General features: G+C 59.6%; 21 protein-coding genes. 14 read left to right on the top strand and 7 right to left on the bottom strand.

Annotated features, from left to right (window positions below; genetic code table 11):
• Positions 1-123: 123 nt before the first annotated feature.
• The gene (locus AB0O97_RS15365) at positions 124-1,347 is read right to left on the bottom strand and encodes a DNA recombination protein RmuC (protein WP_363844775.1); all 1,224 of its coding nucleotides are present in this window, start codon (positions 1,345-1,347) and stop codon (positions 124-126) included.
• Between the two features lie 150 nt (positions 1,348-1,497).
• Between AB0O97_RS15365 and ychF the strand changes: the two genes are divergently transcribed.
• The 13 genes from ychF (at position 1,498) to AB0O97_RS15300 (ending at position 8,209) form a co-directional block, all read left to right on the top strand.
• Positions 1,498-2,583, top strand: a complete 1,086-nt coding sequence (gene ychF, locus AB0O97_RS15360) for a redox-regulated ATPase YchF (RefSeq protein ID WP_363844772.1) — start codon at positions 1,498-1,500, stop codon at positions 2,581-2,583.
• 148 nt (positions 2,584-2,731) lie between these two features.
• Positions 2,732-3,175, top strand: coding sequence for a helix-turn-helix domain-containing protein (locus tag AB0O97_RS15355; RefSeq protein ID WP_363844770.1), 444 nt, complete (start codon positions 2,732-2,734; stop codon positions 3,173-3,175).
• Complete coding sequence (locus AB0O97_RS15350) at positions 3,172-3,510, top strand: HepT-like ribonuclease domain-containing protein (protein ID WP_363844767.1); 339 nt, start codon at positions 3,172-3,174, stop codon at positions 3,508-3,510. Before AB0O97_RS15355 ends, AB0O97_RS15350 begins: the two co-directional genes overlap by 4 nt.
• A gap of 198 nt (positions 3,511-3,708) precedes the next feature.
• A complete protein-coding gene (locus AB0O97_RS15345; RefSeq protein WP_363844764.1) occupies positions 3,709-4,197 on the top strand; it encodes an HXXEE domain-containing protein in 489 nt (162 codons plus the stop codon).
• 307 nt (positions 4,198-4,504) lie between these two features.
• Complete coding sequence (locus tag AB0O97_RS15340) at positions 4,505-4,756, top strand: type II toxin-antitoxin system prevent-host-death family antitoxin (protein ID WP_363844761.1); 252 nt, start codon at positions 4,505-4,507, stop codon at positions 4,754-4,756.
• Positions 4,757-5,011 carry a Txe/YoeB family addiction module toxin gene (locus AB0O97_RS15335; protein ID WP_363844758.1) on the top strand — a complete coding sequence of 85 codons (255 nt, stop codon included), beginning with the start codon at positions 4,757-4,759 and terminating at the stop codon, positions 5,009-5,011.
• Positions 5,012-5,159: 148 nt separating this feature from the next.
• Positions 5,160-5,633: a hypothetical protein gene (locus tag AB0O97_RS15330; protein WP_363883815.1), complete on the top strand. Its 474-nt coding sequence runs from the start codon at positions 5,160-5,162 to the stop codon at positions 5,631-5,633.
• A 242-nt stretch (positions 5,634-5,875) separates the two neighbouring features.
• Positions 5,876-6,100 carry a helix-turn-helix domain-containing protein gene (locus AB0O97_RS15325; RefSeq protein WP_363883817.1) on the top strand — a complete coding sequence of 75 codons (225 nt, stop codon included), beginning with the start codon at positions 5,876-5,878 and terminating at the stop codon, positions 6,098-6,100.
• Positions 6,075-6,383 (top strand): HigA family addiction module antitoxin, encoded by a 309-nt coding sequence (locus AB0O97_RS15320; RefSeq protein WP_363844752.1) that lies wholly within the window; start codon positions 6,075-6,077, stop codon positions 6,381-6,383. The genes AB0O97_RS15325 and AB0O97_RS15320 overlap by 26 nt, the downstream gene beginning before the upstream one ends.
• Entirely contained in the window at positions 6,380-6,880 is a 501-nt protein-coding gene (locus tag AB0O97_RS15315; protein WP_363844749.1) for a GNAT family N-acetyltransferase, read from the top strand. Before AB0O97_RS15320 ends, AB0O97_RS15315 begins: the two co-directional genes overlap by 4 nt.
• A 252-nt stretch (positions 6,881-7,132) precedes the next feature.
• Positions 7,133-7,366: a type II toxin-antitoxin system ParD family antitoxin gene (locus AB0O97_RS15310; RefSeq protein ID WP_363844746.1), complete on the top strand. Its 234-nt coding sequence runs from the start codon at positions 7,133-7,135 to the stop codon at positions 7,364-7,366.
• Positions 7,363-7,653: a type II toxin-antitoxin system RelE/ParE family toxin gene (locus tag AB0O97_RS15305; RefSeq protein ID WP_363844743.1), complete on the top strand. Its 291-nt coding sequence runs from the start codon at positions 7,363-7,365 to the stop codon at positions 7,651-7,653. The genes AB0O97_RS15310 and AB0O97_RS15305 overlap by 4 nt, the downstream gene beginning before the upstream one ends.
• A gap of 70 nt (positions 7,654-7,723) precedes the next feature.
• Entirely contained in the window at positions 7,724-8,209 is a 486-nt protein-coding gene (locus AB0O97_RS15300; RefSeq protein WP_363844740.1) for a peptide-methionine (S)-S-oxide reductase, read from the top strand.
• Between the two features lie 120 nt (positions 8,210-8,329).
• Here AB0O97_RS15300 and AB0O97_RS15295 read toward each other — a convergent pair whose 3' ends face one another.
• The 4 genes from AB0O97_RS15295 to AB0O97_RS15280 form a co-directional block, all read right to left on the bottom strand.
• Positions 8,330-9,100, bottom strand: coding sequence for an SCO1664 family protein (locus AB0O97_RS15295; protein WP_363883813.1), 771 nt, complete (start codon positions 9,098-9,100; stop codon positions 8,330-8,332).
• Complete coding sequence (locus tag AB0O97_RS15290; protein ID WP_363844734.1) at positions 9,100-9,666, bottom strand: DUF3090 domain-containing protein; 567 nt, start codon at positions 9,664-9,666, stop codon at positions 9,100-9,102. Before AB0O97_RS15290 ends, AB0O97_RS15295 begins: the two co-directional genes overlap by 1 nt.
• A gap of 24 nt (positions 9,667-9,690) precedes the next feature.
• Complete coding sequence (locus AB0O97_RS15285; protein WP_363844731.1) at positions 9,691-10,383, bottom strand: histidine phosphatase family protein; 693 nt, start codon at positions 10,381-10,383, stop codon at positions 9,691-9,693.
• Between the two features lie 85 nt (positions 10,384-10,468).
• The gene (locus AB0O97_RS15280) at positions 10,469-10,858 is read right to left on the bottom strand and encodes a ribonuclease inhibitor (protein ID WP_363844728.1); all 390 of its coding nucleotides are present in this window, start codon (positions 10,856-10,858) and stop codon (positions 10,469-10,471) included.
• A 540-nt stretch (positions 10,859-11,398) separates the two neighbouring features.
• On the opposite strand from AB0O97_RS15280, the gene AB0O97_RS15275 reads away from it, so the two are divergent.
• On the top strand, positions 11,399-12,094 hold the full coding sequence (locus AB0O97_RS15275) for an alpha/beta hydrolase fold domain-containing protein (protein ID WP_363844725.1): 696 nt from the start codon (positions 11,399-11,401) through the stop codon (positions 12,092-12,094).
• Positions 12,095-12,126: 32 nt separating this feature from the next.
• Here AB0O97_RS15275 and AB0O97_RS15270 read toward each other — a convergent pair whose 3' ends face one another.
• Positions 12,127-13,176, bottom strand: a complete 1,050-nt coding sequence (locus tag AB0O97_RS15270; RefSeq protein WP_363844722.1) for an LLM class flavin-dependent oxidoreductase — start codon at positions 13,174-13,176, stop codon at positions 12,127-12,129.
• Between the two features lie 131 nt (positions 13,177-13,307).
• Complete coding sequence (locus AB0O97_RS15265) at positions 13,308-13,892, bottom strand: DapH/DapD/GlmU-related protein (RefSeq protein ID WP_363844719.1); 585 nt, start codon at positions 13,890-13,892, stop codon at positions 13,308-13,310.
• Positions 13,893-13,955: the final 63 nt, after the last annotated feature.

Below are 13,955 nucleotides of genomic sequence, written 5' to 3'. Positions count from 1 at the left end.
GAACCTGTGCCGCCGGCCGGACGTCCGGTGACCAAGACGCCGTCGGACGTTAAAAGAGTGGGACCGGACAGGGAACCGGTAAGTAACCAAATGGTTCGGGCCACGCCGCTTTGGCTTATGAACTCAGCTGGCTCTCTCGATGTCAGCTGCACGGATATCTGCGGGGTGACTTTCTGTGGTGTGGAACTCCGGCGCGGTCAGCATGCGCGGGGTGTTTTCCACCTGAGCCGGGGATTCCAAAGTCTTGGGATCCAGCGCATTGAGCTTTCGTGCTGTGGGCAGGACTCGGGCTTCCAGTGTGCCCACGAGTTTGTTGTACCGGTCAACGCTGGTCTTCAGGGAAACCCCGACGGCGGAAACGGCCTCACCCATGGTGCCCAGACGCGTATAGAGCTGGGCTGAAAGCTCAAAGAGTTCCTTGGCGCTTTCCGTGAGGACGTCTTGGCGCCAGCTAAAAGCTACGGCCTTCAGAATGGCCATGAGGGAAATGGGAGACGCCAAGACGACGTTCTTGCTCATGGCGTAATCAAGAAGTTCCGGATCTGCGTTCAAGGCTGCAGAGAGAATTGATTCCACGGGGACAAAGCAAATCACCAACTCGGGTGAGTTCAACGCAGAAGTCCAGTACTGCTTACCAGCGAGAGCATCGATATGAGCCTTCACCGCCTTCGCATGGCGAGCCAAATGTTGTGCAGATGCGGCGCTGTCTGTTGTGCCGGCGTCGTGCGCAGTGAGGAAGGCAGTCAACGGAACCTTGGCGTCCAAGACCAGTTCTTTGCCTCCGGGCAGACGCACCACCATGTCGGGACGGTGCACGCCGTCGTCAGTTGAAGTGTGAACCTGCTCCGAAAAATCGACATGGGCCAGCATGCCAGCGGACTCAACCACGCGTCTCAGCTGGACTTCGCCCCACTTGCCACGTGCACTGTTGGAGCGCAGGGCGGCTTCCAGCGAGGACGTGGTGGCCAGCAACTTGGCATCCGCATCGCGGGCATCACGGAGTTGCTCAGCGAGCTGGCCGTACTGCTCAACGCGGTCGCGCTCCAGCAAGGACACCTGTCGCTGGACCGCATTGAGCTTCTCCGAGACCGGGCCTAGGGCCTGCAAGACGTGCGAATCCGATCCCTGCTGGGCCGTTAATGCATGGTTCTGCGAGGCGAGCAGCCTGCGCTCGGCATCAGCTGCCGCGAAATTCGCTGTGAGTGCGGAGGCCCGGTCGTGGGCGGCATCGGCTTCCTCATTCGCAGCACGGAGGCGCGCCAGCAGCACCCACGCCACAGCCGCAGCACCAAGTACTGCACCAACAACCAACATTAAAACTGCTACAAGCCAGCCGAATCCATTCATGAATACACCTTCGCACGAGGCACTGACATTCAGAGATTGGCCGCTGACGGGCAAAGAAGCTTAAAACTCTGGCAACCGGTAGAACGCTTCCCGGCCACCCTGATTTCGCCGCAAGCGGCAAAATCGGGACCCTGCCGGTAAGCTTGTCCCGTGGCTCTTACTATTGGCATCGTCGGACTGCCCAACGTCGGCAAATCAACCCTTTTCAACGCACTGACACGCAACAACGTGCTCGCAGCGAACTACCCGTTCGCCACGATCGAGCCCAATGTTGGTGTTGTCAGCCTGCCCGATCCCCGCTTGGCAAAGCTCGCCGAAGTCTTCGGATCTCAACGACTGCTGCCTGCTGTGGTGTCCTTCGTGGACATTGCCGGCATCGTCAAGGGCGCCTCGGAAGGTGAAGGTCTGGGCAACAAGTTCCTGGCCAACATCCGCGAAGCTGAGGCGATCGCTCAGGTCATCCGCGTCTTTGATGACCCCGATGTGATCCACGTAGACGGCAAGGTTGATCCGAGCTCCGATATGGAGACCATTAACACTGAGCTGATTCTGGCTGACATGCAGACCATCGAGAAGGCCCTCCCGCGCATTGAGAAGGCTGTTAAGCTCAAGCAGCGCGAAGCCGCTGAGCTGAACGCCATCAAGGCCGCTCAGGTTGTTCTTGAACGCGGCGACACCATTTTCTCATCCATCAAGAGTGACAAGTTGGAGATGGAGCACCTGAAGGAACTGGGCTTGCTGACAGCTAAGCCGTTCATCTACGTTTTCAACGTCGATGACGCAGTCCTAGGTAACCCGGAGCGTCAGGCTGAGCTGAGCGCTCTTGTGGCTCCCGCTGAAGCGATCTTCTTGGATGCCAAGTTGGAATCTGACCTTGTCGAACTCGACGAAGAAGAAGCCCGCGAAATGCTGGAGATGAGCGGACAGGAAGAGTCCGGTCTGGATCAGCTGGCTCGCGTTGGCTTCCACACCCTCGGCCTGCAGACCTACCTTACGGCTGGCCCCAAGGAAACACGCGCCTGGACCATCCACCAGGGCGATACCGCTCCCATGGCCGCCGGCGTTATTCACACCGACTTCCAGCGTGGCTTCATCAAGGCCGAAGTGGTTCACTTCGATGACCTGATGGAGGCTGGTTCCATGGCTGAGGCGAAGGCCAAGGGCAAGGTCCGCATTGAAGGCAAGGAATACGTCATGCACGACGGCGACGTGGTGGAGTTCCGCTTCAACGTCTAAAACGCCTAGAAAACGCTCTTCGGATCTCTATCCGAGGAGCGTTTTCTCGTGTCCCTGGTGATGCTGCCGCCCTTGCTTGCGGTCGCCCCAGACACCCTGGAAATATGGTGACTGTCCCTAGGGTGATATCACGCGATATAATTAGGCCATGGTGAATCCAGTTCGAGCGCTTCGAGAGGAAGCCGGCTTGAGCCAAGCAGAGCTCGCCCGGCGGTCAGGGGTTGCTCAGCCGAATATTGCCGCCTATGAAGCTGGGCGGCGCAGCGTCTCAGCCGCGATGCTTGAGCGCCTGCGGATGGCCGCGCGGCCACTGCCTCGTGATGCGCTCGCTGCGCGCCGTGCCGACCTTGTGAGTCTTGCTGGCCGGTATGGCTTCGACAACGTCCGGGTATTTGGCTCGGCGGCCCGCGGTACAGATGGCCCTGGTAGTGATCTGGACATCTTGGTCACCCGATCGCCCGGCACCGGGTTGCTAACGGTCGCGGCGTTCGCTGCTGACGCGAGCGTTTTACTCGGTGTCGAGGTTGATGTGGTGACCGACGGCGGCTTGAGTGCCGGTCATGAGATCTTGGCGACGGCGCTCGCGGTATGAACATGCGGGATGAGGCGGCTCTGACGGAGATCGTGCGGCTATGCGGCGTCGGCGCGAACCTCGTGGCACGAGGCGACGAGTGGTATCTGGGGGACCCTGACAACGTTCCGGGTCTCGCGGCAGAATCACTGATCGTCAAGATTGGCGAGAATGTGGCTCGATTGAGCGACGCCACGACCGACCGGCATCCCCAAGTGCCATGGTCATTGGTCAAACGGATGCGGGACCGAATGGCGCATCATTACGAGGGCACCGACTATGGTGCGGTCTGGGATACGCTGATCGTCGACCTGCCGGTGATCAGCGGATACATCCAGTCGCTCTCAGCAGAGTGAGACCGCTAGGCCATTCGAAGGAAAGGGTGCTACGTACCCGAACGTGGTGGAGTTTAGATTTGACGTCTAATCGAGTTCCGGTTCAACCTCTCGATCGCATGGCCTCAAACACTGTGTCGGCTGTGAAATGATGCTGGTAGGCGTGTGCGTCTGCCAGCAGATTCATCCGGATTGGATGCGTGAGGGGAAGGCTGAATTGTGAGTTGGAAGGGGCCGACTGCACTTTTTGCGGCGTGGATAGTCCACGACATCGAGGAGGCGTTCGCGTTTCCTGCATCCTGCGATCGGCTCGTGGATCGCACCGGTATAGAACAGCTCAGGATCACGCCGCAGCAATCGTGGACCGCAGTGGGTCTGATGGGAATTCTGGTGGCGGTCGCGTGTGGCCGCGGCGTGCGATCTTCCGGTAAGTCGGCGATCTATCGGGCAGTCGTTGCTGGGCTGGAAGCCCACGTCGTGACTCACCTCGGCGCTTCAGCCGCGCAGCGTGGTTACACCGCCGGTGTTGCGACGGCTTTGCCGATCATGCTTCCCGGGGCGCTCATAGCGCGTCGAGAACTCCAGCGGGACGGGTGCGAGCTGCGGTTTCGTGACACGGTCAACGGCGTCGCAATTCTCCTGCCCGCTGCCCTGGTATGCCAGATGGTCGCACGACTGATCCGTCGGGTGTCCGCGGCCAAGAACTGACCGGAAAACAAAAACGGCATGTCGCGTGAGGTTGGTATGTGCGGTGACGTCGTGGAGTTTAGATTCAATGTCTAGCATTCCCCGCTGAGCAGGGTTTATTCCGATTCAGGACAGAGGGTTTCGATCCAACTTCTGAACTCGGCTGATCGTTAGTTCTATGCCTAGTGGCATTCCAAACGCTCCACGGAACCCAGTTCTGTGGAGCGTTTGGCGTTGAGGGTTGGCAGGGATCGCAAGCACTGGGCAGTCCTACCGTCGAGTGGTACCTTTAAGTGGTACGAGTTGAGCGAGTAAGGGGAGCAGCCACATGTCCATCAGCGCCAGTGAAGCCCGAAAGACGTTGTTCCCACTCATCGAGCGGGTCAACGACGACCATATTGCCGTCGAGATTGTTTCCCGCAAGGGCAACGCCGTCCTGATGCCGGCCGACGAATATGCGGCATGGCAGGAGACTGCCTACCTGTTCCGCTCGCCCGCCAACGGCCGGCGGCTGCTCGATGCCTACGAGCGGGCCACTGCAGGTAGAACTGAGTCGCACGAACTTGATCGTGAGGAGTGAGTGCACCTGGTTTGGGATGAGTCTGCTTGGGAGGACTATAAATACTGGCAGACGGCTGATCGACGGATCCTTAAACGGATCAATACGCTCCTAGACGCGAGCCTTCGCGATCCTTTCGCTGGCATTGGTAAGCCTGAGCAGCTTAAGTACGGCGCTCAAGGATCGTGGTCCAGGCGGATCACCGAGGAACATCGGCTCGTCTACCTGATCGACGGTGATGATTTGGTAGTTCTTCAGGCGCGTTACCACTACTGAATTCACGCTCCCTTGGTGCCGCGCAGGGAATGGTTCATTGTATGGACGTAGTCGTAGCCGGTGTGAAGGAGATGAAATGCTGCTTGTCAGGCAAAACGCGGTGAAGGCGTTTGCGCAGGTCTGGCCTAGCTAAGACACAGGAAAGTGGGTGATCCGTCCCGGAACAGTTGGTCGCGCAGGGAAGCACACTGAGACCGGCCTTGACCCGGCGACGACTGACATCGGTAACGTCATCGGGCAACTACTGAACGACGGGTACGAGGAAGTCCTGGAGTATCAGTTCTGGGTGGTGATCCAGTTTCCTTCTAAAACCAAGGCTGCTGACTTCAGGCTAATTGAGCACGCCGAGGAGTGGCTGGCCGCGACTCTTGATGAGCGGGGCTTGGGCTACGTCGACGGTCACGATCGGGGCAAACACTCGGGCACCGGAAAGATCGTCGTCAACGTGTATCTGCGGGCCATCGACGCTGAGTTGGGGTGTCTGGCGGCCATGTCCGCGCTTCGTTCCGGTCGTGCAGATCCTCAGCGCGCCACCATTGCATACCGGGCTACCTTGTCTGAAATATGGACCGTGCGTTACGAGCGAACCTCGGGGAAGTTCCCTAGAGAGTTTGGCATTTAGTCGCGTCTGAGTGAACGCGAGCGATCAGCGCTGCGACTGCTTCCGCTGCGGGGCTTGGAAGCGCTAGTACACGGAGAATATCCTCTTGGCCGACGACGTGTTCGACTACCATCTGAGCAGACTGTGGGGAGAGTGACGGCAATGGCAAGGACACTGAAAGACTTCATCGCGGAGCACCCTGTCGACCGAGAGCGTGTCGAGGTGCACAAGGTGCGGATGCTCGCGGAGTTCGCACCTATCGCCTGCGTGAACTGCGGGAGCAGGCCGGACTCGCGCAAGCGCAACTGGCAGAGCGTATCGGTGTCGGGCAGCGACAGGTTTCGAAGATCGAACCCGGAGATCTCGACAGTGCGAAGGTCGGCGCCGTCCGCAACTACCTCGAGACCCGGGTGAATACGCGGTGGCGTATATGCTTCGTCTGGAGAGAAGGAGAAGCGGAGGATGTTGAACTCGTCGACTACCACTGAGACTGACCTGATTGAGCCGATCCATCCGGGAGAGAACCTCATGGAGGGCTTCGGGATCACGCAGAACAAGCTTGCGGTCTCGATCGGTGTGCCGCCGCGCCGGATCAACGAGATCGTGCATGGCAGGCGGGGAATTACGGATGGCACGGCCATCCGTCTGGCGCGGTACTTCGGGACGTCCGAGGAGTTCTGGATGAACTTGCAGTCCAACTACGAGTTGCGACTCGAGCGGCACGCGTTGAGGGACAAGGTTGCGGCCATCACCCCGCTGAAGATCGCATGAGAGTGCGAGGCGATACTGGGGCATTGTCGGTCCGTCCGGCGACCCTCGATGACGTTTCCGCTCTGGTCGCCCTGCGAGCAGAGATGTTTCGCGCGATGGGCGCAGGAGATGTGGACTCTCGTCCGTGGCAAGATTCCGCGTGCACCTGGTTCGCGGTGCGTGTTGAGGATCCTGACTACGGCATCTTCGTCGTCGACGTGGGTGGTGATGTCGTGGCGGCAGCGGTCGGAGCAATCCGAGATTCCGCTCCTTCGCCCACATGCCCCGCCGGTCGAGATGTGTTGATCAGCAACGTGTGCACTTTGCCCGAGCACCGAGGAGCGGGACATGGAAGTGCCGCTTTCGCCGCCGTCATGGCTTGGGCGCGCAAGGCGGGTGTCGGCAGGGCCGAACTGATGGCGACTGACGGCGGGCGGCGCATTTATGAGCGAGAAGGATTCGAGCTGAATCGATTCCCGGCCATGCGAGCGACGCTGAAGCGCACGCGGACCGTGTGAAAGGTTGCTCTGTGCTTGAATTCCGCTTCAACGTCTAATCACTGGCGTTTCTGATCCGGCCCCGCTTGCTTTGGCAACCGGGGCCGTAACAGCGCGACAGGGATAGAGCAGCGAACGGCATTAGTTGTCTATCTGGCTGCGACATACGTGTCTGCTAGCGGCAAACGCTACCGAGCGAACAACGCGTAGAAGTCTCGACGATTGCGACTACTACTCTCGCCTGCAGTTACCAATCTTTGGTAACATGTAAGTATGGCTCAGAACACATCAATCAGTCTTGACGACCACTTCGTGGGCTTCCTGTCGCGTGAAGTCGAAGCCGGGCGGTACCGATCTGCCAGCGAAGTAGTCCGTGCTGGACTTCGACTCTTGGAAGACCAAGAGACGCATATGGCAGCGCTGAGGGCCGCGCTCATTGCGGGCGAAGAGAGCGGCCAGCCGGAGGACTTCGACTTCGAAACCTTCATCGAGTCGAAGAGGTCATGAAAAGCATTCGCCTCACACCGGCTGCGCAGCAAGACCTGTCATCGATCTGGGACTTCAGTCAGCAGCGATGGGATGAGAAGCAGGCTGAGATCTACATATCCGAGATGAGGGCGGCGATCGAGCGCATCGCTGCTGACCCTCATCGGGGACGGGCCTGCGACGAGATTCGTGAGGGATACCGTCGCTACGGCATCGGGAGCCATTTGATCTTCTATATCGAGAAGAACGACAGCGTGGATGTGATTCGCATCCTGCATCAACGTATGGATCTGACACGGCACTTGTAGGTGGTTCCGGTAGCTGGCTGAGAGGTTGCTATGTGCCGGAACGTCGCGCAGTCACCAGTAGGATCGGAATATGGATGCGGCGCGCGAGGTTGAGGAGCTTTATCTCGCGGGCGGCTGCCTCTGGGGTGTGCAGGCTTTCATCGCGACGCTGACCGGGGTGACGTTCACAGAGGCTGGAAGGGCCAACGGCTCCAGCCATCGTCTCGACAGCGACTACGACGGGTATTCGGAATGCGTGCGAACACGGTTCGATCCGACGGTTGTTAGTGTCGGGCAGCTGATGGAGTACTTCTTTGAAATCATCGATCCACACAGCGTGAACAAGCAGGGACCAGACCTCGGTCAGAAGTATCGCACTGGTGTGTACTCCAACAAGCTGAGCCACCTGGAAGATGCTCGGGCCTTCATCGCAGCGAGGGATGACGCTGACCGCATTGCCGTCGAGGTAGTGCCACTGGCCAACTATGTACGAAGCGCCGAAGAACATCAGCATCGGCTCGCACGTTTCCCTGAGGACTCCTGTCACCTTCCCGCGGAACTGCTGACTAAGTACTAGGGCGAGGTAGATTTTCGTGGCTGCCCGTGGCAATCATCTATAAGCTGTCCGGTGCCGGAGTTCGGTGGAGTTCAGGTTTAGTGTGTGGGTTCTGACCTCCTGAGATCTTCTGTAATCGCCTTAGAAAAGCGGCCAAGGCACCGCTGACATTTCACCGCTCGGAGCCGGAAACCGCCCTGCCAAGCGCAAGCGGTCGCAGCGATCAGCAAGGGATGCGATTTCTTCAGCGCTGAGCAATTCCGCCAGATTTTGGCCCAGCCCGCCTTGCAACCCTTCGCTGACCCGATCTATGCCGGCTTTTTCCTCCGCGTTTAGAGCGTCTCCCAACCACCCCCACAGCACCGTGCGCAGCTTGTTGTCACTGTGAAAGGTGAGTCCGTGGTCCACCCCATACCGGTGGCCGTTAGTCATGGCGAGGATGTGGTTGCCTTTGCGGTCGGCGTTGTTGACGATCATGTCGAGCACCGCCATGCGCCGAAGCGCTGGCGAATCCTCGTGAACGAGGGCAACTATCTCCCCGTTCTCATCTTGTCCCTTGAGGACTTGTTTCCAACCCGTCTGCGGCACATGGTCCGCCGCGATCAAGTCCACGGCGTTTTGGGCGGGATCTTGCTCTTGCCAGAGCTGCACCATTCCTTCGCCCAATGGACCATCACGCAGCCAAGTTTGGGGCACCACGTCCCAGCCGATGGCCTGCGAGACCAGATAGGCGGCCACCTCCCGGTGGGCTAGCGTTCCGTGAGGAAAGTCCCACAGCGGACTTTCTCCTGCTATCGGCTTATAGACCACCTCCACGTCGCCGATGCTGCCAAGAAATGTAGCGTTTGATGCCGTCGTGATACGGCCGGTGAGTGTCAATTCGGCGGTCAGAAGGTCAGGCAGCACGAGCATCAGACCTCGGGAAGGGTACAGATGTGTCCGTCAGCGTCCATGGGATAACCGCAGAGCGGGCACGCCGGACGCCCAGCACCCACAATCTCGCGGGTTCGCTTGGCGAATGCGCGGGCAGTGCCGACCGGCATACGCACACGCAGCATTTCGGGCTCGTCAGCCTCGTCCTCATGAAGCAATCCGTCGTTGTCATCAGCATCAGCGTCAAAATCGTCTTCGGTGAGAGGATGAGCCTCAACGATGATCTGGGCTGTGGTTGGGTCCCACCCTAAGGTCATGGCCCCAGTGCGAAACTGCTCTTGGACGGCCTCGAGCGGGTCATTGTCCACAAGCTCAATGGGAGTGCCCGTGGGAACACTGAAGGGGTTGCCCTTGACGGTGATGAGTTGGTCGAGAGCTTCCTCGATCTTCTCCGCGAGCAGGGCTGACTGCTGCTTCTCCATGGCAACACTCACTATTTGCTTCCCTGAGCGCACCTGCAAATAGAACGTACGCGCACCCGGAATGCCAAGGGTGCCAATGACGACCCGATCAGGCCAAGAAAAATCGTGAACACGTGTAGACATGTCAGTATTCTAGGCCCATGAGGTTCACGGCGTCTGTTGCCCCGCACCGCCGCCCACCGGCGCATCGCCAGCGTGGATACCTTTCGAGAGCCACGACAGATCACCCCCATCGGTGTTCATCCCGTGGACGCTTGGCCGGCCAGCGCCGTAGCTTATGATCGAAATAGAGGCGGGTCCCACATTGATTCGCTGAAAAAGGTCAAGGTGCATGCCGAGGGCGTCAGCGAGGATTGACTTGATGATGTCACCGTGGCTCACTGCCGCCCACACAGCCTCTGGACCGTGTTCGGCTTCGAATGCTGCATCGTGGCGTCGAATTGCTGCCACTGACCTAGCCTGCATCGCAGCCATGGATTCACCACCAGGAAATACGACGGCGGACGGTTGGGACTGCACGACTGGCCACAAATCCTCGGTCGAGAGATCACTGAGCATGCGGCCTTGCCACTGGCCGTAATCGCACTCGGTGAGATCGGGCTCAACTGGCGCGTAGGGCGAGCCAGTTTGGCGAGCCAAGATGAACTGGGCGGTCTGCTGGCAACGCTCGAGAGGGCTCGACACCACCCCGACGAGGGGCACGGGCGCGAGTCGATCCCCGGTCAGGGCCGCCTGGTCCCGCCCAACCTGGTCCAAGCTGATGCCAGCAGCCCGGCCAGCCAGCAGACCAGTGACATTGGCTGTGGAGCGGCCGTGCCGCACGAGAATAACTGTTGCCATTGCGCCAGCCTAGCCACCCGCCGTCGACAATCCCAGCCCAGAGGCCGAATGTCACGAACGGGATTGCCAAGCACAGCCACTCGGTTCAGCGTAGTTGGAGCTCGATGAGCGGGTGATCCGCGAAGATCTCGAGTATGAGCTCGAAGTACGTCTTCCCGAGTCCGTTCCGCAGATCGTCAAGATCAGACTGGATACGTTGCTGGTTGAAGGAATCCGGTTTTGACAACTTGTTGTGCAGCCACCGCTGTGTTTCTTCAAACCCGAGCACTTCACGGCTATGGGCGTGGTCAATCCAGATGAATGTAGCAGGCTCGCCCTCGCGGATCTCGCCATCTACCCGGTAGAGAACGTCGTTGAAGCCGTCCAGGCTATCGCCGAGGCGCCAGTCTTGGTCATTCATCAGCTCGCGGTTGAATTGCTCATAGAGGTCCGAGATACCCTGCACCTCGGCGCCGTCGATTCGATACTGCTTCATTGATTGGAGTCCTTCCCCTTATCTGTTCACGAGAATAGACCACGATTTGTGCCGCAGCGACGTGGTTGAATCTAAGTCCAACGCTTGATTCCAGATCCCCATCACTCAAGGAGATGCCATGGCCCGGGCGAGAGTACACAATTTGTTGGTTTCTTCGGACGGGTTTGCCGCAGGAGATTAGGTGACTCTGGAAAAGCCCATCGGCATTTGGGGCGCTGTATCCTGACCACAATGCACTGCCGAACGACCGGAAGGAACCAGTTGCCCATTAGCCTGCCAGACTCCCTTATCCCGTTACTTCTTAAAGCCAGGCATGCGAATCGGCCATTCGTCACTGAAGCTGGGGCACACGATCGAATTCGCGAGCGCTTCTTGCGTCCCGTGTCCTATGGACCGCCAGCGCGTTTGAAAGGTGTGCGGGTCGAGCGCAGATTGTCTGACCCGACCGGTTGGCCCGTCTATGACGTGGAGCCCGTCAGCGCAGCACGGAAGCATGGAGCAGTACGGAAGCATAGAGCAAAAGGGTCAGTTGTAATCTATGTGCATGGCGGCGGATGGGTCAACGAGATTACAGCTCATCATTGGCGCCTGATCGCCCGCATCGCCCGGGATACGGGCCAGCGCGTTTTAGTGCCCATCCATCCACTGCTTCCGCTGGGCGCCGCGCGGCAGGTGCGCGATGGCATTGTCGGACTGGTTCAAGCTGAACGGGAGGCTGGCCATGAGGTGCGGTTGGCCGGTGACTCTTCCGGCGGTCAGATTGCGCTCTCGGTCGCCTTGGAGCTACGCGACCTAGGGGTGGTGCTTCCTGCCACCACGCTGTTATCACCCGCCTTGGATCTGACCTGGAAGAACCCGAGGATCGACGCCGTGCAGCCTAGCGATCCGTGGCTGGGGCGCCCTGGAGGACGTGTTCTTGCCCAGGCTTGGCGGGGTGCGGACCCCATCGAGGACCCCGTGGTCAGTCCGTTGTTCGGTGACATGTCCGGGCTTGGGCCGCTAACAGTTCTCGTCGGAACGCGCGACGTCCTGAACCCCGACGCGCACCTGTTGCGGGACAAGGCGCAAGCAGCAGGGGTGTCGGTGGCATGGCACGAGGCAGCGGAACAGCTCCATGTTTACGCGCTCCTGCCCACCAAGGCTGGCGAAGACGGTACTCGGGTGATTGTGGATAGCCTTCGACCTGCCGCTGGTGTCGAAGTGACGTCGACACACGCTGCCACTGCTGCACAGTAGCCACAACTCCAGCGAGGTGGATCGATAGCTCTCTATTTTGCGTCTGCCGCCGGAGTCCAACCCAGTGCTGGGCCCAGTGTGGTGGCAATGTCCGTCAGGATCTGGACATAGTCTTCGTTTGCAAAGCTGAACGGCAAGGCAAACGCCGCTTCGTCGACCTCTTGGAACCCGGCGTGCGCATGCAGCTGCTCGGCAATCTGTTCGCTGCTGCCGATGAGATCCGGGGCAAACAGCATCCCTTTTGGCCCTTGCGGTGTCAGGGTTCGCGGCGTCCGTTCATCGACGTAGCGCTGATATTTTTCGCGCTGCTGCGCCGTAGCCGAATCGGTGGGAATCACCACTAGACCCTGTGAAACCCTGGCCGGGAGGCGCGTTCCCGTCGACGCCTCGGCAGCCTCGCGGAAGGCCCGGATCTGCGATCGCTGGACGTCGGCAAACGACGGCGCCTCATCAGATTCGGCGAACATCACGCTGCTAGTCAGCAGATTAAACCCATTTGCACCAGCCCACACGGCCGATTTCCTGCTCGCCGCCCCATACCAAAGACGATCCCTGAGCCCGGCAGAATGTGGCTCGACACGGTTGGAAAATTCTTCGACCACACCCTGCCTGCCGGAAAATTCACGGACAGGTTCCCCGGCGATCAAGCGGGCAAGCCGGTCAACCCGGGCATAGCTGAAGTCTTCCTGCTTGGCAGTATCCGGGTACAGCTCATGCTTAACGGTGTCGTAGTGCATTGGCTGGCCCACGCTCAGACCAGGGTTGATGCGGCCTGAAGAGAGTAGATCCACTGTGGCCAGATCCTCTGCCAGCCGCAACGGGTTTTCCCAGCCCATCGGGGTGACGGCCGTACCAAGTTGGATGCGCGAGGTGCGCTGGCTGGCTGCTGCCATGATCGCAATGGGGGAGGAGATTCCGAACTGCAGGTGGCGATGGCGAAGCCAGGCACTGTCGAAGCCAAGGCGCTCGCCCAATTCGATAACCTGCAACGTGGATTCGTGCCCGGCAGCCGGATCCGCCGGATCGAACAGGCCAATGGTGAGGAATCCCAGCTTGCGCAAAGGACGTGATGAGTCAGGCATGGGCTTCCTTTGGTGAGCGGGTGCGGCCACTTCTCACACTATGTGCGAGGCAACCGGTGCTGCCACTGCTAACGGAGTGAGATTACTCTGCGAGTCGTCGCCGTCGAACGTCCTGCGAGCGCTCTTGGGAACTAGCCCTCCGGCACCGTGCCCACTTGTTTTGCCGGAACGCCGACGACGACGACTCCCGCCGGCACGTCCTTGGTCACCACCGCTCCCGCTCCGACCACAGCCCCATCGCCGATGCTCACTCCCGGCAACACCGTGACGTTGGCCCCGAACCATACGCCTTTGCCGATCACCACGCGGGCCGGGTGCATATCGGCTCGCCGGCTTGGGACCATGTCATGGTTCAACGTGGTGATGACGGCGTTGTGGCCTATCAGCGAACCAGCGCCAATGTCGATTCCGCCCTGGTCCTGGAACCGGCAGCCGCTATTGAGGAACACGTTTTCGCCGAAGCGAATGTTCTTGCCGAAGTCAGCGGAGAACGGCGGGAAGAGCATAAAGGACTCGGGAACCTGGCTCCCGGTCAGTTCACTCATCAAGGAGCGCACTTCATCTGGGGAGTGGTAACGCCCATTGAGTTCGGCCGTGATGCGCAGTGACTCCTGACTCGCTGCATGCATCGCTGCGTGATGCGGCGAACCGCCAGGAATGTTCTCCCCAGCGTTGAGTGCGGTCAGTAGTTCTTCGAGTCCCTGAATTTTGGCCATAGGCTCACGATAGCGTGGACAGCTGCTTCTGTGAGCTGAATCAACAACACCGCCCGTATCTCG

The organism is Specibacter sp. NPDC078692 (assembly GCF_040686835.1).
GTDB lineage: Bacteria > Actinomycetota > Actinomycetes > Actinomycetales > Micrococcaceae > Specibacter.
The sequence above is the reverse complement of the archived record's forward strand: the minus strand, read 5'-3'. Positions and strand labels throughout refer to the sequence as shown.